The 17,792-nt window shown below is 35.1% G+C and carries 13 protein-coding genes; 5 read left to right on the forward strand and 8 right to left on the reverse strand.

Annotated features, from left to right (window positions below; genetic code table 11):
• Window positions 1–290: 290 nt before the first annotated feature.
• Entirely contained in the window at window positions 291–758 is a 468-nt protein-coding gene (locus tag TD18_RS07800) for a GNAT family N-acetyltransferase (protein WP_040250891.1), read from the reverse strand.
• A 482-nt stretch (window positions 759–1,240) separates the two neighbouring features.
• Window positions 1,241–4,657: a methylmalonyl-CoA mutase family protein gene (locus tag TD18_RS07805; RefSeq protein WP_040250893.1), complete on the reverse strand. Its 3,417-nt coding sequence runs from the start codon at window positions 4,655–4,657 to the stop codon at window positions 1,241–1,243.
• Window positions 4,658–4,865: 208 nt separating this feature from the next.
• Here TD18_RS07805 and TD18_RS07810 point away from each other — a divergent pair, with 208 nt between their 5' ends.
• Window positions 4,866–5,570, forward strand: a complete 705-nt coding sequence (locus TD18_RS07810; RefSeq protein WP_394330403.1) for a DUF4197 domain-containing protein — start codon at window positions 4,866–4,868, stop codon at window positions 5,568–5,570.
• A gap of 130 nt (window positions 5,571–5,700) precedes the next feature.
• Here TD18_RS07810 and TD18_RS07815 read toward each other — a convergent pair whose 3' ends face one another.
• The gene (locus TD18_RS07815; protein ID WP_040250897.1) at window positions 5,701–6,201 is read right to left on the reverse strand and encodes a hypothetical protein; all 501 of its coding nucleotides are present in this window, start codon (window positions 6,199–6,201) and stop codon (window positions 5,701–5,703) included.
• Between the two features lie 241 nt (window positions 6,202–6,442).
• On the opposite strand from TD18_RS07815, the gene TD18_RS07820 reads away from it, so the two are divergent.
• The gene (locus tag TD18_RS07820; RefSeq protein ID WP_040250899.1) at window positions 6,443–6,643 is read left to right on the forward strand and encodes a Lacal_2735 family protein; all 201 of its coding nucleotides are present in this window, start codon (window positions 6,443–6,445) and stop codon (window positions 6,641–6,643) included.
• Here TD18_RS07820 and TD18_RS07825 read toward each other — a convergent pair.
• The 3 genes from TD18_RS07825 to guaB all read right to left on the reverse strand — a co-directional run bounded on the left by TD18_RS07825 (window position 6,640) and on the right by guaB (window position 10,620).
• Entirely contained in the window at window positions 6,640–7,422 is a 783-nt protein-coding gene (locus TD18_RS07825; RefSeq protein ID WP_040250902.1) for an ABC transporter substrate-binding protein, read from the reverse strand. The two genes, TD18_RS07820 and TD18_RS07825, sit on opposite strands and share 4 nt — an antisense overlap.
• 10 nt (window positions 7,423–7,432) lie before the next feature.
• The gene (gene bshC, locus TD18_RS07830; RefSeq protein ID WP_040250904.1) at window positions 7,433–9,034 is read right to left on the reverse strand and encodes a bacillithiol biosynthesis cysteine-adding enzyme BshC; all 1,602 of its coding nucleotides are present in this window, start codon (window positions 9,032–9,034) and stop codon (window positions 7,433–7,435) included.
• A 113-nt stretch (window positions 9,035–9,147) separates the two neighbouring features.
• Entirely contained in the window at window positions 9,148–10,620 is a 1,473-nt protein-coding gene (guaB, locus tag TD18_RS07835) for an IMP dehydrogenase (protein WP_040250907.1), read from the reverse strand.
• Window positions 10,621–10,861: 241 nt separating this feature from the next.
• Here guaB and TD18_RS07840 point away from each other — a divergent pair, with 241 nt between their 5' ends.
• Complete coding sequence (locus TD18_RS07840) at window positions 10,862–13,087, forward strand: TonB-dependent receptor family protein (RefSeq protein ID WP_040250911.1); 2,226 nt, start codon at window positions 10,862–10,864, stop codon at window positions 13,085–13,087.
• 50 nt (window positions 13,088–13,137) lie between these two features.
• On the opposite strand, the gene TD18_RS07845 is transcribed toward TD18_RS07840, so the two are convergent.
• Together TD18_RS07845 and TD18_RS07850 are read right to left on the reverse strand one after the other, a co-directional pair.
• A complete protein-coding gene (locus TD18_RS07845) occupies window positions 13,138–14,001 on the reverse strand; it encodes a hydroxymethylglutaryl-CoA lyase (protein ID WP_040250913.1) in 864 nt (287 codons plus the stop codon).
• 38 nt (window positions 14,002–14,039) lie between these two features.
• On the reverse strand, window positions 14,040–14,666 hold the full coding sequence (locus TD18_RS07850) for a LysE family translocator (protein ID WP_040250916.1): 627 nt from the start codon (window positions 14,664–14,666) through the stop codon (window positions 14,040–14,042).
• Between the two features lie 101 nt (window positions 14,667–14,767).
• Between TD18_RS07850 and TD18_RS07855 the strand changes: the two genes are divergently transcribed.
• Together TD18_RS07855 and TD18_RS07860 are read left to right on the forward strand one after the other, a co-directional pair.
• Window positions 14,768–15,721 carry a T9SS type A sorting domain-containing protein gene (locus TD18_RS07855; protein WP_052461092.1) on the forward strand — a complete coding sequence of 318 codons (954 nt, stop codon included), beginning with the start codon at window positions 14,768–14,770 and terminating at the stop codon, window positions 15,719–15,721.
• A gap of 109 nt (window positions 15,722–15,830) precedes the next feature.
• Complete coding sequence (locus TD18_RS07860) at window positions 15,831–17,756, forward strand: T9SS-dependent choice-of-anchor J family protein (protein ID WP_040250918.1); 1,926 nt, start codon at window positions 15,831–15,833, stop codon at window positions 17,754–17,756.
• Window positions 17,757–17,792 lie beyond the last annotated feature (36 nt).

The raw sequence follows: 17,792 nt of genomic DNA on the forward strand, positions 1-17,792 counted from the left end.
AAGATTAACTACCTTTAAAATTCCTAATGTTTCAAATATTGTAGTCACTAGTGACTTCTATAGTTTTCAAAATCTATGTTTTTAAGTTCATACCAAAGACGATAAAAGATTGAAAAAGAGGCGTTTTTCGATCTAGATTTTAGTTCCTTGTTTCATAATAATTAAATGTATTCTTTTAAGCTGTCAATATATATAGCTCAATAAGAAAGAGTAAGCATATCATTTCCAACCCTTACCAAAGTATTAATAATCAGGTTGAAATTCTATACGAAATTCTGAAGTAATAAATTTTAAGATTTGCTGGAAGCCGTTTTTTTCATGTAGTATGCATCAAGTCCTTTTCCTATCCCGTCAGGAATAATGTCATAGGTTTCGAATCCGTACTTACTAAATAATGAAGCCATTAACTGCGTCGTCGTAATGCCAATATTAAAGGTCTTGTTCTTAGCAATAATTCGTTTTTCTATTTCAAAATAGAATTTATCTGCAACGGTTATAAGATGTCTAACTCCCAATGAATTATTTTTAAACATTACCCACGCTACTCTATGTTCTATATCACTTGTATAAAGACCTCCACATCCAATAATTTGGTTATCTGCAATAGCAACTAAATAGTTATTATCAGTATAATGATCTAAATAGTAAATGAATTCATTTTTCTCCTTGACATCGAAATATTTTGGGCAATTGGTTTCAAAAATATCAATTAAACTCTGCTGATCATTTTTTGTATAAGTTCTAAATTCTAAATTCATTTTAGCAAAAGTTTATATGATTGTATTAAACATGTGATATTGAGGATAATCTTGTATTTGATTGGTTATTATTTGATTATCAAGTTACAACAATTATTTGGAAGGCTGTTTCTACGAAATATTTCAACTCCTTTTTTATGGCATTTAAATTGTTTTTATTTACTGCAATACGATATTATCACAATCACAAATGACATCATATCGCAAAAACAATAATTTAAAACTCATGAATTTATATAGTGAGAACAGATATAAATGATTACTATTTAAAACAAAAAATCCCAAGCAGAAACTCGGGAATATTTTTATTTAGGAGGTCCTCAATCAAGTTTAGGATGACAGTCGGAGAATTCAGGATAAGCGCCTCACACACTTTTGAATGCTTCATTTAAAATTGGAATTCAGAGATGCTTCGACTACGCTCAGCATAAGCGATATTCACAATTTCTCATGCGCTCTGCTTTGAGAAATCGGGATCCTGCTTACATGTTTCGTCTATACTGTCCGCCAACTTCAAACAAGGCTGAAGTAATTTCTCCAAGAGAGCACACCTTACAAACATCCATCAAAGCTTCAAAAATGTTTTCATTGTTAATGGCTTTGTGCTGTAAGTCTTTTAGCAATTGTTTTGTGTCGTTTGCTTTATGTAAATTCTCTAAAGTTTGAATCTGAAATTGCTTTTCTTCTTCCGTAGCACGAATCACTTCCGCAGGTAAAACCGTTGGAGATCCTGTACTGCTTAAAAACGTATTCACACCAATAATTGGAAATTGACCATTGTGTTTTAAAGTTTCATAATACAAACTTTCTTCTTGAATCTTGCTACGTTGGTACATGGTTTCCATAGCACCCAAAACGCCTCCTCGTTCGGTAATGCGATCAAATTCTAACAACACAGCTTCTTCTACCAAGTCGGTTAACTCCTCTATAATGAATGAGCCTTGAATTGGATTTTCATTTTTATTTAAGCCTAATTCCTTATTGATAATCAATTGGATGGCCATGGCACGACGAACCGATTCTTCAGTTGGTGTGGTAATGGCTTCATCATAGGCATTGGTATGTAATGAATTACAGTTATCGTAAATAGCATACAAAGCTTGAAGCGTTGTACGAATGTCATTAAAGTCGATTTCCTGAGCATGTAAACTTCTACCAGAGGTTTGAATATGATATTTCAACATCTGCGCTCTCGGATTGGCGCCATATTTATGTTTCATGGCTTTTGCCCAGATTTTACGAGCCACACGACCAATTACTGCATATTCTGGATCGATTCCATTAGAGAAAAAGAACGACAGGTTCGGACCAAATTTATTGATGTCCATGCCTCTCGATAAGTAATATTCTACGTAAGTAAATCCGTTAGATAAGGTAAATGCCAATTGCGAAATTGGATTCGCTCCAGCTTCAGCAATATGATAACCTGAGATCGATACTGAATAGAAATTTCGAACATTATTTTGAATAAAATACTCCTGAACATCTCCCATGAGTCGTAAAGCAAATTCCGTAGAGAAAATACAAGTATTCTGTGCTTGGTCTTCTTTTAAAATATCAGCCTGAACCGTTCCTCTAACCTGAGCAATGGTTTTGGTTTTTATATCATTATACACATCAGCAGGCAACACCTGATCTCCTGTGACACCAAGAAGCATCAAACCTAAACCATCGTTTCCTTCTGGCAAGTCGCCATTGTATGATGGACGAACTTTACCTTTGTAAAGCTTTGCAATTTTAGCTTCTACTTCTTTTTCCAGTCCGTTGTCTTTAATGTAAATCTCACATTGCTGATCAATCGCTGCATTCATAAAGAAGCCTAATAACATTGGCGCAGGACCATTAATCGTCATACTTACTGAAGTCATCACATCAGCCAGATTAAAACCAGAATATAATTTTTTGGCATCATCTAAACAGCAGATAGAAACACCTGCATTTCCAATTTTTCCGTAGATATCAGGTCTGTGATCTGGATCATTTCCGTAGAGTGTGACACTATCAAAGGCTGTAGATAAACGCTTTGCTGGCAAGCCCATACTTACATAATGAAAACGACGGTTGGTACGTTCTGGTCCGCCTTCACCAGCAAACATTCGTGCTGGATCTTCACCTGTACGTTTAAATGGATATAATCCTGCTGTATACGGAAACTCTCCTGGCACGTTTTCTTGCAAAGTCCATCGTAAAATGTCTCCCCAAGCCTGATACTTTGGTAAAGCCACTTTCGGGATTTGGGTATGCGACAAGGACTCGGTATGTGTTTCTATTTTGATTTCTTTACCACGAACTTTAAACGAGTAAATCGGGTTTATGTATTTATTGACTTTTTCTTCCCAACCCGTAATGACTTCCCAATTGTAAGGATCTAGGTTGAGTTTGACACGATCGAATTCTGATACAAGCATTCTTACAAAGTCCTTGTTCTCGACTGCGCTCGAACTGACGGACTCACTGTCTATTCCTGCTTTATCAAGTTTTGGTGTGCTGCCAACAACCGATTCTATCGTTTTATAAATGCCGTAGAGCTTTTGAGCCACTTCAACCTGCTCGTTAACTGTTTTATCGTAAGCGCGATTGTTTTCAGCAATTTCAGATAAGTAACGTGTTCGCGCTGGAGGAATGACAAAAATCTTTTCGCTCATTTCATCTGAAATTTCAAACGTCGATTTTAAATCGGTATCTGTTTTCTCAACCAGCTTATCCATAATCGCTTTGTAAAGCGTGTTCATTCCAGGATCGTTGAATTGAGACGCAATGGTTCCAAAAACTGGTAACTGATCTTGAGGCGTATCCCAAAGATTATTGTTACGCATGTATTGTTTTTTTACATCACGCAAAGCATCCAATGAGCCACGTTTATCAAATTTATTGATGGCTACCAAATCGGCAAAATCAAGCATATCGATTTTTTCCAATTGTGTAGCTGCTCCAAATTCCGGCGTCATCACATAAAGTGAGACATCACTGTGTTCTATAATTTCGGTATCAGATTGACCAATACCAGAGGTTTCTAAAATGATTAAATCAAATTCGGCAGCTTTCAACACTTCAACCGCTTCATTAACATATTTTGACAAAGCTAGATTAGATTGACGAGTTGCCAAACTTCGCATATACACTCTGGAATTGTTGATGGCATTCATTCGAATACGATCGCCTAAAAGCGCACCTCCTGTTTTTCGTTTTGAAGGATCGACAGATACAATACCAACTGTTTTTTCTGGGAAATCGATTAAGAAGCGACGCACGAGTTCATCAACTAAACTCGATTTTCCTGCACCACCAGTTCCAGTAATTCCGAGAACAGGTGTTTTTGATTTTTTATTTTTAGTATGGATTTTATCAAGCGTTGCTTTGGCCACTTCCGGAAAGTTTTCCGCAGATGAAATCACACGAGCAATCGCTTTAGGGTTTTTCTTCGGAAGGTTTTCAATTTCACCATTTAAAGTCTCACCAATGGCAAAATCAGACTGTTGAACCAGATCGTTAATCATGCCTTGCAATCCCATTTCTCTTCCATCATCAGGCGAATAAATACGATCGATTCCGTAATCCATTAATTCTTTAATTTCCGAAGGCAAAATAACGCCTCCACCACCTCCGAAGATTTTTATATGTCCAGCGCCTTTTTCTTCCAGAAGGTCGTGCATGTATTTAAAATACTCATTATGACCACCTTGATAAGAGGTTAAACAAATGGCATTCACATCTTCCTGAATGGCTGTATTGACCACTTCTTCAACACTTCGGTCATGACCTAAATGAATCACCTCAACTCCTGTCGCTTGAATGATTCTACGCATGATATTGATTGAGGCATCATGGCCATCAAAAAGAGATGCTGCAGTTACAATTCTTACTTTATGTTTCGGGTGATATGGTGCGACTTGCTTCATTCGTAAAATTATGAGTTTAAACGGACACAAATTTACGGAATTTTCAAAAGAAGCCCTCAAAGATTTCGGATTGTTTAATACTTAATTTTTACGGTATTGTAAATGTGACCTAATAATTAATTTTGTGTCTTAAATCATGTTGGCTATTCATTCAACTTTAGTGAGCAAATACCTATATTTGCCATACATTTAAAAACCTAAAATCATGATGCGTAAATTATTAGCCTTAGTACTTATTTTTAATCTTACAGCCTGCGCTGAATTACAAAGTGTTGTTGACCAGCTACCACAAACAGGATCTGTTTTAAGCAATGCTGATATGGCTGCAGGATTACGTCAAGCGTTGGATTTTGGAATCGACAAGCAGGTTAGTAAACTTACACAAACTGATGGTTTTTTTAAAAATGAACTGGTAAAGATTTTGTTACCAGAAGAATTACAGAAAGTAGATAAGGGGTTACGTGATATTGGTTTAGATAATTTGGCTGACGAAGGCTTGAAAGTATTAAACAGAGCTGCTGAAGACGCAGTTAAAGAAGCGACTCCAATATTTGTAAATGCCGTTAAGGAGATTACATTTGATGATGCTAAAAACATTCTACTAGGAAGTGATAATGCAGCTACACAATATTTAACAACAAAAACACAAACGGAATTGTACAACAAATTTAAGCCTGTGATTAATTCTAGCTTTAGTAAGGTTGGAGCCGATCAAATCTGGGCAAATTTGATTAATAAATACAATGCTATTCCGTTTACAAATAATGTAAATCCAGATCTTACCGATTATGTTACAGGTGAAGCTTTAAAAGGTGTTTACACGATGATTGCTGTTGAAGAAAAAGAGATTCGCACCAAAGTAGGTTCACGTACAACAGATTTACTTCGTAAGGTGTTTGCGCTTCAGGATTAAGGTGTTAGGTGTTAGGTGTTAGTGAAAATTAATATCATTAATTGAATACTGCAAACTGTTTGCTGTTTACTGTTTACTGTTTACTGTTTACTGTTTACTGTTTACTGTTTACTGTTTACTGTTTACTAAGCTACTTTTTCTGATACAATCCATCAAAAGCGACTGTCACTTCTGTGGTATTTGTAATGGTTTCCCAATATTGCTTTACAGAACCATCTTCGTTTAGTGTCCAAGTGACGCGATGATAAAATAACTTTCCGTCTTTATTGGTCTCTTCATCAGTTTGAAGAATCATTTGATTGCCCGTTCGGTTACCTTTAAGATGTAAGCTTTGACCTTGGTTATCTACCCAGATTTGTTCCCATTGTTTGGTTTTATAATTGTAGAAATTATGACTGGTTCCTGTAAAGTTTCCTTTGGCGCTTGTCCAGTTTTCCTGAAGAATACAATTGTCTTGAATCTTTATAATAGAATTAGTTCCAGCTGGAGATCCATCCGGATTCGTAACGGTCCACTCACCTACCCAGAAATCGAATTCAGCATGTTTTTCGGTACAACAATTACAAGGTTTTGTTTGCGCATGAACCGTTATAAAACATAAAATTGCAATGGAGAGGAATAATCTTTTCATGATGGATTGGATTGTAGTTGTTCAATAAAGCTATAAAATGATTCTTAATGTAATGCTAATATTAACATAACATTAGTCTATCTAATTTACTTCATCTTTGTAAAAGTTAGCAAAGGAATTTATCTTCACCTTTATTTGAATTAGAAAAAGTTAGTTAAAAAATCGGTCTTAATTTTAAGGTCGATTTTTTTTTGCTTAGTATAAATATTTTACATACATTTAATAGCTCAATGTTTTAGTAATGAAGCCATCACAAAAAATTATCGACAATCAAAATTCGTTACTAAGACGATACAAATCACTTGTTGAACAAGCCTATAACTTCAGACAAACAGATTCTGCTTTAAGTGACTTTTCAGAATACAAGGCCATTAAACTGCTACACAAAATGAATAAGCTTAAATTTTTAATGAGAGATTTAAGTACAGTTCAACAAAACTAAAGTGATTTTTGTAACGCTTTAAAATAATCAAACGCTTTTAATAGTCTGGAACCATACCAGGAAAAGGCTTCACCATCTACTATTTTTATTTTAGCATCTGGACAAACGGTATTGAATTCGTCTATATCAATAGCTTTAAACGGATAAGGTTCACTAGATAATAAAATAAGGTCTGGCTGTTTCTCTTTAAATTCTGAAAGTGTGATTTCCGGATACCGACTTTCATCTTGATAGCTATTTTCAAAATGATTCATTGAAAGCATTTCGTTTATAAAGGTTTGATTAGCAGCTACCATATAAGGATTTTTCCAGATAAAATAAACCACCTTTAATTTTTTTCGATCTGAGACAAATACTTTGAAGTCGGTTAATTTTGCCTTAATGTCTTTAATGATGTTTTTTGCTTTTTCTGGAGCATCAAACAGATTACCATACATATCAATGAGTTCTAAACTGTCTTCTATGCTATAAATATCACTGATATGCACTGGAGCAATCTGCTCTAATTCGGGAATCATATCCTTGGTATTTTCTTCCTTATTACAAAGAATGATATCAGGTTGCAACTCTCTAATCTTATCCAAATGAACCTGTTTTGTACCACCAACGACAGCTTTTTCCTTTCTTAACTGTTTCGGATGCACACAAAACTTAGTCACTCCAACAATGGAATCTTTTAAACCTAAATCAATTAATAATTCGGTTTGCGATGGCACCAAACTTACAATCCGTTTTGGTGTTTTGTGTAAATGAAGTGTACGATGGAGTTGATCTTTCAAAATAAGCAGATTACACTTGAACGATTGAAAATTCGCCTTGTAATGGTTTTAAATTATCGAATAGCTTCGGAATCAAATCTGATCCATATTCCAAATAAAACTCAGAGAAATTCATATATCGTTCCTGTAAACTCTGATTAGGAAACAATTCATTTTGAAGTTCAACAATGCGATTAAGATGGTCTGAAAGTTTTCGTTTTTGAGCTTTTAGCAAACGTTTTTCTAGAGCTTCCAATCCGTTGATTTGTTTTTGTTCCTGAGCTGCTACTGCGCCTTTGAAAGAACCGTCAGTTTTTGCAGCTAAATCGTACAACGCTTTAAATTGCTGCTTTAAGTATTGCTTTTGTTCTGAAAAATCAATGTCAACTTCTGAAATTTGATTCGTGACTTTGGTCTTTAGTGCATCCTGATTTAAGAACAAATCTGAGATTTTGACATCAAGTTTGTCTAACTTTTCTTTTTGCTTTTCAGTAATCAACAACGCTGAATTACGAAGCAGTAACATTGGAAACACAACATCATAACTTTCAAAAACAGATTTCAACTGTAGCCAATACGCTAATTCGCCTCCTCCACCAATATAACAAAGATTTGGCAACACGACTTCTTGATATAAAGGTCGCAAAATTACATTAGGCGAAAACCGCTCTGGCACCTCATTGAGGTGTTTTAGTATCTCACTCTTGCTGAAAGTTATGTTAGTGTTATTGACAAAAAAGGTATCATCATTTTCAACGATTCGCTCACGAATACCTTCAGTGATGTAAAACAGATTAATCGCTCTTGGATTGACTTGTATTTTATAGTTTCCCTCTAAAGTATTCAGTTGTTGATTCGCTTCAGAAACTTTAGCAAACGAGGTTTGTTTTACAAGTTCTTCTTCAACATACGGAATGAATTGTTGCTTTAAAGCATGATCATTTCCATCAACAATTACCAATCCGAAATCCTTAAACAAAGCATTTACCAAATCATGCATGGCTTCAGCCAAATTGGAATGATTGAGATATGCGTTTTTGAAATAAGATTTTAATTCGGAAGCATTAGCTGTTCCAGTTAATTGAGAGCCAAATACTTCAAAAACCTTATCCAAACCTTCAAGATTTAATTCTCCAACAGCTCCTGAAGCACCTCTATTCCATTGTACCTTTTTACCTTTAAAATTGAAGAAATTGATTTCTGCAAAATCGTGATCTTCGGAAGCCATCCAGTAAATCGGTACAAAATTATAATCAGGATAGGCTGCTTTTAGTTCTTTACACAAATTTATGGTCGAAATAATCTTGTAGAAAAAATATAATGGACCAGTAAATAAATTCAATTGATGACCCGTAACAACCGTAAAGGTGTTTGAGTGTTCAAGTAAATCAATATGTGTTTGCGTAAGTTTTGAAACCGAAGTATTCGCGTATTGCTTATTTAGAGTTTCAACTAATATCTGTCTGGTTTCATCCTTAAAACTTAACTGCTTTTCTTCAATTTGAGCCTTAAAATTCTCAAGCTTAGGAAACCGATTATAAAATGGTTTTAAAGTGTCCTTTTCATCTAAATAATCACATATTAAAGATGAAAAATAGTTAGTGTCTCTAAACGATAAACAATCAGTTGGCATAAATACAATTCTATTGAAGCGTAAATATACAGTTATTGCGTTTTTTGGATTGCTAAATTTTAGTTAATTCCTGAGAATAACTATCGAATAGGGATAAAACTAAAGCTGAAAAATTATCTTGAATAATTAGGTGCTTCCTTAGTAATGGTGACATCGTGAGGATGACTTTCATTAATTCCAGAACTAGTAATTTTCACAAAACGACCCGTTTCCTTTAGGGTTTCAATATTTTTAGCACCACAATAGCCCATTCCAGCTCGAAGTCCGCCAATAAACTGATGAATACTTTCAACCAGATCACCTTTATAAGGCACACGACCAACGATACCTTCAGGTACTAATTTTTTAATATCGTCTTCAACATCCTGGAAGTAGCGATCTTTACTTCCTTGTTTCATAGCTTCCACAGAACCCATTCCACGATACGACTTAAATTTTCGTCCTTCGTAAATAATGGTTTCTCCCGGACTTTCTTTTGTTCCAGCTAATAGTGAACCAAGCATCACACTATCTGCACCAGCAGCAATCGCTTTTGGAATATCTCCAGTATAACGAATTCCACCATCAGCAATCACAGGAACACCAGAACCTTTAATGGCTGCAGCTACTTCTAAAACTGCAGAAAACTGAGGGAATCCGACACCTGCAACCACACGAGTTGTACAAATAGACCCAGGACCAATTCCGACTTTAACCGCATCAGCTCCAGCATCTACTAAATATTTAGCCGCTTCAGCAGTCGCAATGTTACCGACAATAACATCCAGTTTAGGAAACTTCTTTTTAATCTCTTTTAACACCATCACCACACCTTTGGTATGACCATGAGCAGTATCAATAATCACAGCATCAACTCCAGCTTTCACAAGTGCTGAGGCTCTGTCAACGGCATCACCTGTAACTCCAATGGCAGCTGCAACACGAAGTCTTCCGTATTGATCTTTATTAGCATTAGGTTTTTGAGTGACTTTAGTAATATCTCTGAAAGTAATTAAACCTTTTAATTTATAATCTTCGTCAACAATCAGTAGTTTTTCAATTTTATTTTGCTGAAGAATTTTCTCTGCATCTTTTAATGAGGTTCCTACCGATGCTGTGACTAAATTCTCTTTTGTCATAACCTCAATGATTGGTCGGTCATTAGCATGTTCAAAACGCAAATCACGATTGGTAACGATTCCTTTTAAAATCCCCTGATCATCAACAATTGGAATCCCTCCAATGCTATGCTCTGCCATATTTTGCTTGGCGTCGGAAACTTTAGCGGTTAGAGGTAAGGTCACAGGATCTATAATCATTCCACTTTCAGCACGTTTTACTTTACGTACTTTTTCAGCTTGTTGATCGATAGTCATATTTTTATGAAGCACACCGATACCACCTTCTTGAGCCATGGCAATTGCCATTTTACTTTCGGTAACGGTATCCATTGCTGCAGAAACTACAGGAATATTTATAGTGATGTTACGTGTAAATTTAGTTTGAATGTTTACCTCCCTTGGTAACACTTCAGAAAATGCTGGTACTAAAAGGACGTCGTCGTAAGTAAGACCTTCGCCTACAATTTTATTTTCGTGTGCTGTCATGATGCAATTACGGTTATAATTGCGAGCAAATTTACACTTTTTTTATGGACTATAGATGATTCCCTAAGATTTAATATCTGAAAATCTCGATTTTTTTAGAACCTAAAATTATTGGTTATCAATACCTTATTAACTAAAGGTTAAAATTATTTTTATTTATTCTAAATAAACTTTGAATTATATTAATTCGTACTTAAATTTGCACCTTCAAATCAAGTTATATTTAATCAGTCTAAATAAAATGAAACTAAACCTGATCCCATTTTTCCTGTTAATCATAGGAGTTGCCACAGCCCAAAATGACCCACAAGAGGTGAAAACCGACTCAATACAACAGCTGGATGAAGTCTTACTAAAAGCCAATGTTATTTTTGGAAATAAGTATCAAGCAAAAAATAGAACGGGTTCATCTTATTACATTTCTCCTAAAGAATTAGCTAAGTTTAATTATACTGATATAAACAGAGTTCTTAAGACCGTTCCTGGTGTTAACATTTTCGAAGAAGACGGATTTGGTCTTCGTCCGAATATCAGTTTAAGAGGAACCTCGCCAGAGCGAAGTGCAAAAATCTCAATAATGGAAGATGGTGTGCTTATTGCACCTGCACCTTACAGTGCTCCAGCTGCTTATTATTTTCCGTCTGTTGCCAGAATGGAAGCTGTTGAAATTTTAAAAGGTAGTAGTCAGGTACAATATGGTCCGTTTACGACAGGAGGTGCTATCAATTTGGTTTCAAGTCAAATTCCTGATGCCTTTACAGGACGCCTAAAAGCAAGTACAGGAAGTTTTAACACCAGTCAACTTCACGCCAAAATTGGTGATCACAAGGATATTTTTGGTTACAGTGTTGAATATTTAAACTTTAGTTCTGATGGTTTTAAAAACTTACCCGACGGAAGCAACACAGGTTTTGACAAAAATGATGTTGTGGCTAAATTTAGAATCAATAGTAAAGCCGATGCTGCATTCCAACAGGCTTTAGATATTAAATTTCAATATTCAGACGAGGTATCGAATGAGACCTATTTAGGGCTAACTCAGGAAGATTTTAACCGTAATCCGTTTGATCGTTATGCCAGCTCTCAGGAAGATGTTATGACCAATGATCATATTCAGATCATGATGACACACCAGATGGATGTTTCAAATCGGATGAGAATCACAACAACAGGTTATTATAACGGATTTTCAAGAAACTGGTATAAATTGAATGATGTTGTTGCAAATGGAACTAAAGTTGGCATAGCCGACATACTTGAACGTCCTTCAGAATTTTCGGATTATTTAACTATTGTAAATGGATCAGTAAATTCTGATGCTGATGCACTAATTGTAAAGGCAAACAACCGAGATTATACGTCTAAAGGTGTTCAAACTAAATTTGATTTCCATTGGTCTGGTGAAACGACCTTTCATGATCTGGAAATTGGTTTACGATATCACTATGATGAAGAGGATCGTTTTCAGTGGAAAGATGGTTACAGTATCGTCAATAGTGATATGATTTTAACTTCAGAAGGTGTTCCTGGAAGTGATGCTAACAGAATTAGTAGCGCAAATGCTTTTGCTGCCTTCGCGATGTATAAACTTAAATATAAAAAATTAACTGTTACTCCTGGACTTCGTTATGAGCATATTGTTTTAAGACGTGATGATTTTGGAACCAATGATTCCGGAAGAACTGGGAATGCCTTATCCAGCAGAGAGAATAAAGTTGATATCTTTATTCCAGGTATGGGATTTAATTATAAATTTAATTCTGATGCTTCTGTATTTGGTGGCGTACATAAAGGTTTCTCACCTCCTAGCAATCAAGAAGGTCAAAAAGCTGAAGAGAGTATCAATTACGAACTGGGAACGCGTTTCAATTTCAAAGGTATTCGAGGAGAAGTTGTAGCTTTCTATAACGATTACAGTAATTTATTAGGAAGCGACCTGGCTGCAACAGGTGGCACAGGTTCACTGGAACAATTTAATGCTGGTGAAGTGAGCGTTAGAGGTGTGGAGTTATTACTTAATTATGATTTACTACAAAAGAATTCTAAGTTTACTTTGCCTCTAACTTTTGGATACACGTTTACCGATACAGAATTTCAAAACAGTTTTGGTAGTGATGACAGTCTTTGGGGAGAAGTTACTGAAGGCGATGAATTACCATACATTGCAAAACATCAATTTAACGCTTCAATTTCTTTAGAGCATCAAGCATTTGAACTAAATCTAAACGGCCGTTTTAATGGTGCATTTAGAACCTCTGCTGGCACTGAAACTATTACAGATGCAAATGGTGTAACATCTAACTTTATCTTAGATTTCTCCGGAAAATACCACCTCACAAAATACTTTAGTCTAACAGGTCAAGTAATCAATCTCTTGGATGAAACATATGCTGTTTCAAGAGTACCTGCTGGCATAAGACCAGGCCATCCCTTTGGTGCTTACGCAGGATTAGAGTTAAGATTCTAAAATTAATATAATCTAGTAACAAAGCGTCATGTTAACCAGTGGCGCTTTTTTTAGTGATACGCATTAAAGATTTTAGTTGCTTCATTATAGGCGCTTTCAAAACTCATGGCGTTGAGAGTATTATGCTTATTTGAAGTGAAATAAGAGAGTAATTTTTCGGTTGGCATATTACCTGTAAGTTCATCTTTTGCCATCGGGCAACCTCCAAATCCTTGAATAGCTCCATCAAAACGCATGCAACCAGCCTTGTAAGCCGCATCGACTTTTTCAAACCACGTTGTTGGTGTGGTATGTAAATGCGCTCCAAACTCAATATTTGGATATTTAAGAATTAAATTTGAAAATAGGTAATCTATATTTTCGGGATCTGAACTTCCAATAGTATCACTCAACGATAAAATTTTCACTCCCATATTGCTTAGTCGCTCTGTCCAATCACCTACGATATCGACGTTCCAAGGATCTCCATATGGATTTCCAAAACCCATTGAAATATAAACTACAACTTCTTTGTTATGCGTATTTGCCAGTTCCAAAATTTCCGAAAGCGTTACAACCGATTGTGCAATCGTTTTATGTGTATTACGCATTTGGAAGTTTTCAGAGATTGAAAACGGATATCCTAAATAATTAATTTCAGGATGCTGACAAGCATCAGACGCACCTCTTGTATTAGCAATAATTGCTAAAAGCTTGCTGGTAGTTTTTGATAAATCAAGTTTGGATAACACTTCAGCTGTATCTACCATTTGAGGAATGGCTTTTGGTGATACAAAACTTCCGAAGTCAATAGTATCAAAACCTACTCTTAACAAGGATTGAATGTACTGAACTTTTTTCTCTGTAGGAATAAAATCCTTAATGCCTTGCATAGCATCTCTTGGACATTCAATTATTTTAAGTGCTTTATTCATCTAGCCCAAATATAGTAATTAAGATTCTGTTTTTAAACCTATTTTTCAGAAGTAAAAATTAGAATAGCAATACCTACAAATACAATGATTTGTAACCATTTCAAATAAAAACCAAGACGTTTATGTTGCTTTATATAATTTGAAATTGAACCTGCTAAAATGGCTATAGTTGAGAAAATTACTGCAGAAACGAACATGAATAACAAGCCTAAAACATAAAATTGTGTAATGGTGCTCATCGTTTCACTGAATAAAAATCCAGGGAAAAAAGCTAGAAAAAATATCGAAACTTTCGGATTTAACACATTCATGATAAATCCTTGTTTAAACAATTGCCACATACTTTTTTCAGGAATGTCTTCTGAAGTTAAACTCAATTCAGCCTTAGACCGAAATACTTTAAAAGCCAAATATAACAAATACGATGCTCCAAATAATTTGATAATAAAAAACAGTGAATCACTTTCCTTTATAATAGCAGATACTCCAAAAGCGACTAGAGTTGTATGTACCAAACAACCTGAAATTAAACCAGCAACAGTTGCTAAGCCAAATATCTTTCCGTTTACAATACTTTGCATCAGCACATAAATATTATCAGGTCCTGGTGATATTGCTAATACGGAAGTAGCAATTATAAATGATATGAGAAGATCGACGTTCAGAGTAGTGTCTTTTATTCAAAAATAATATTAAAAAACGTGATATACTGTAAGTATTTTATATTCAATCACGACTGAATCTAAATACTATTAACATATTGCTCATGAAAAACTTTACGTCAGTACTAAAATCGCTCATTCTTTTAACAGCAATCCTACAAACAGATATTGGATTTTCACAGTCAGCAGCTAGCTATAATATTACATTTACAAGTGTCTGGGAGAATGAAACTGTTGATCCTGTAAACGGAAATAGCACAGCAGCAATACCTGGAAATGCGCACTGGTCAAATCTAGTAGGTGCAACACATAACAGTAATTATACGTTAGTCGAAATGGGAACATTGGCTTCAACTGGTGTGAAAAATGTTGCAGAGACAGGAAACAATACTGCACTTATGATGGAAGTCATGAATGAAATTAATTTTACTGGAAACGCCAACCAGTGGTTGCAAGAATCATTTTCTCCTTTTCATAACATTAGCACTGCAACTCTTAGCAATATTGTAGTTACTTCAGAGTTCCCACTATTGAGTTTAGTATCTATGATTGCTCCTAGTCCAGATTGGATGATTGCTGTTAACAGTATCCATTTAAGAGCAGGTGGTTCATGGGCTAACGAAATAGTTATTCCTTTGTTTCCTTACGATGCTGGAACCGATAGTGGCACAATGTACACATCAGCCAATATGCCAACGTCGCCAAGTCCAGAGCCTATTTCAGATTTAATAAATCAAGGTCCTTTTAATGCGAAACCTATCGGAACACTTACAATAACACTTAATCAAGTCCTTAGTGTAGATGATCAAGCCATAACAAAAGTACTTCTATCTCCAAATCCTTCAAATGGATTGATTACTATCAGTACTACTAATGCAAATATTTTGAAAACCGCTTCTGTGTTTGACGTTTTGGGAAAACAAGTGTTTGCGTATTCGAAAACAGATCGAGATTCTAATTCAAGTATAGATCTATCACACTTAAATAAAGGTATTTATTTAGTAAGACTACAGCTTGACAATGGCTCACTCTCTACCAAAAGATTAGTTCTCAATTAATAAAACGTTGTAAATTTTAGTCTTTTTTCTAAGTGTTTTATCTATTATTTACGCTAATATTTACACCATTGTAATAAATTGTATATTTTTAGGACTAAATTTCAACTAGATGACCATAAAAATTACTTTAAAGAAGACCATTTTATCAATTGCTTTATTAGCATTTTTTAATTTAACTACACAAGCACAAGATGCAACTTGTGGCACAATTGAATCACCAGAATCTCTTGAGTTTTTCAATAACAATAAAGAACAAATTCTGAACATAGAACAAGCATTTTTGAGTGGCGAATTACGTTCTAGCAATGCTGTTACTTCTGTTCCAGTGAAAGCTCATGTATTAAGAACATCTTCAGGAACAGGTGGTTTATCGGTTGCTAGTTTAAATAGTGCTATGGCTATTATGAATGCCTATTATGCTGGCGCAAATATTGAATTCTTTTTATGCGATGGCATCAATTACATCGACGATAGCACTTATTATGATTACTTCGACAGTCAGGAAGCTGCATTAACATCTAATAATGTTCCAGGTCTCATAAACATATACTTTGCAAACTCTGTTACAAGAGTTAATACGGAAGGTAATTATGCTATTTGTGGCTATGCATATTATCCAGGTGGTGCAGACACTATCTTAATGGATAATTCTTGCGCATTAAATGGAAGTACTCTGGCGCATGAAATGGGACATTTTTTCTCTTTACGTCATACTCATGGTGGTACTCCAAATGAATTGGTGGATGGATCAAATTGTGAAACTGAAGGCGATTACATTTGTGACACACCAGCAGATCCACAATTATCTTATTCTAATGTAAATTCATCATGTAATTACACAGGGTTTGATATTGATGCTAATGGTGATTTTTATGTGCCTTATACAGACAATATCATGTCTTATTCTAGAAAAGAATGTAGAATAGCATTTACACCTCAGCAACTAGCAAGGATTTATGCAACTCAGCAATTGGTTAGAAATTATTTTAATTGTGCTAGTATAAATGCTGATTTTATTGCAGACAACACCAATACCTGTGAGGATACGTTAACGGTTAATTTTACTGACAATAGTTTTGGTGCTACATCATGGGAATGGGATGTTGATGGTGATGATGTCGTTGATTACACAACTCAAAATCCAACACACACCTATATAACAGCAGGAACTTACGATGTGACATTAACCATCTCTAATGCACAAAACACAATTTCTAAATCAAATCTTGAGTACATTCAAGTCGGTGCTCTAAACTCGGTTCCTCTAGTAGAGAGTTTTGAAAGTTTTACGCAACCTGCTTCTGAAGGCTGGACAACAACTAATACTTCAGGATCAGATTTTCAATGGTTCACACAAAGTGGTCCAACAACATCTAGTGATACTGGTCCTTTTTATGATAATACTACAGGAAGCACTGCTGGAATATTTTTATATACTGAAGCATCTGGATCTAACCTTGGTGACGTAGCCGAATATATTTCACCTTGTATCAATGTAAACTATTCTGATGCTCAACTTGAATTTGCATATCATATGTACGGAAATTCTATGGGTGAATTGCATGTTGATATCGATTCTGGTTCTGGATTCACAAACGATATTACACCAGCAATTATTGGTCAACAACAAACAAGTCCTACTGATCCTTATTTAACAAGACAAGTTGATCTTTCTGCCTATGCAGGACAAACGATTAAAGTACGCTTTAGAGCTATTAGAGGAAGCAGTTTTAATAGTGATATCGCTATAGATGATATTAATCTTACAGGTAACACCCTCTTGTCTACTGAGTCGTTTACAGCAAATTCAATAAGCATTTATCCGAATCCGGTAAATAACAATGTCATTAATATTAAGCTTAATGGTTCTTATGACAATCTAAACTATACCATTGTTAATATATTAGGACAAACCATTTCTGAAGGACCGCTACGAAACAATCAAATAGATGTTTCAAACTTGTCATCAGGTAGTTACTTATTACTTCTAGATTCTGATGGTCAAAAGGCTATTAAGAAGTTTGTGAAGTTATAAAAGCAAATCATATTTCATTAAAAAGCGAGTTGAACT

Origin of the sequence: Psychroserpens mesophilus, assembly GCF_000826645.1 — a bacterium.
Classification (GTDB): Bacteria; Bacteroidota; Bacteroidia; order Flavobacteriales; family Flavobacteriaceae; genus Psychroserpens; species Psychroserpens mesophilus.

Excerpts from the sequence above, each read along its gene's own strand:
- TD18_RS07800 (WP_040250891.1), bottom strand. The coding sequence starts at position 758 with ATGAATTTAGAATTTAGAACTTATACAAAAAATGATCAGCAGAGTTTA.
- TD18_RS07805 (WP_040250893.1), bottom strand. The coding sequence starts at position 4,657 with ATGAAGCAAGTCGCACCATATCACCCGAAACATAAAGTAAGAATTGTA.
- TD18_RS07810 (WP_394330403.1), top strand. The coding sequence starts at position 4,866 with ATGCGTAAATTATTAGCCTTAGTACTTATTTTTAATCTTACAGCCTGC.
- TD18_RS07815 (WP_040250897.1), bottom strand. The coding sequence starts at position 6,201 with ATGAAAAGATTATTCCTCTCCATTGCAATTTTATGTTTTATAACGGTT.
- TD18_RS07820 (WP_040250899.1), top strand. The coding sequence starts at position 6,443 with ATGAAGCCATCACAAAAAATTATCGACAATCAAAATTCGTTACTAAGA.
- bshC (WP_040250904.1), bottom strand. The coding sequence starts at position 9,034 with ATGCCAACTGATTGTTTATCGTTTAGAGACACTAACTATTTTTCATCT.
- guaB (WP_040250907.1), bottom strand. The coding sequence starts at position 10,620 with ATGACAGCACACGAAAATAAAATTGTAGGCGAAGGTCTTACTTACGAC.
- TD18_RS07840 (WP_040250911.1), top strand. The coding sequence starts at position 10,862 with ATGAAACTAAACCTGATCCCATTTTTCCTGTTAATCATAGGAGTTGCC.
- TD18_RS07845 (WP_040250913.1), bottom strand. The coding sequence starts at position 14,001 with ATGAATAAAGCACTTAAAATAATTGAATGTCCAAGAGATGCTATGCAA.
- TD18_RS07855 (WP_052461092.1), top strand. The coding sequence starts at position 14,768 with ATGAAAAACTTTACGTCAGTACTAAAATCGCTCATTCTTTTAACAGCA.
- TD18_RS07860 (WP_040250918.1), top strand. The coding sequence starts at position 15,831 with ATGACCATAAAAATTACTTTAAAGAAGACCATTTTATCAATTGCTTTA.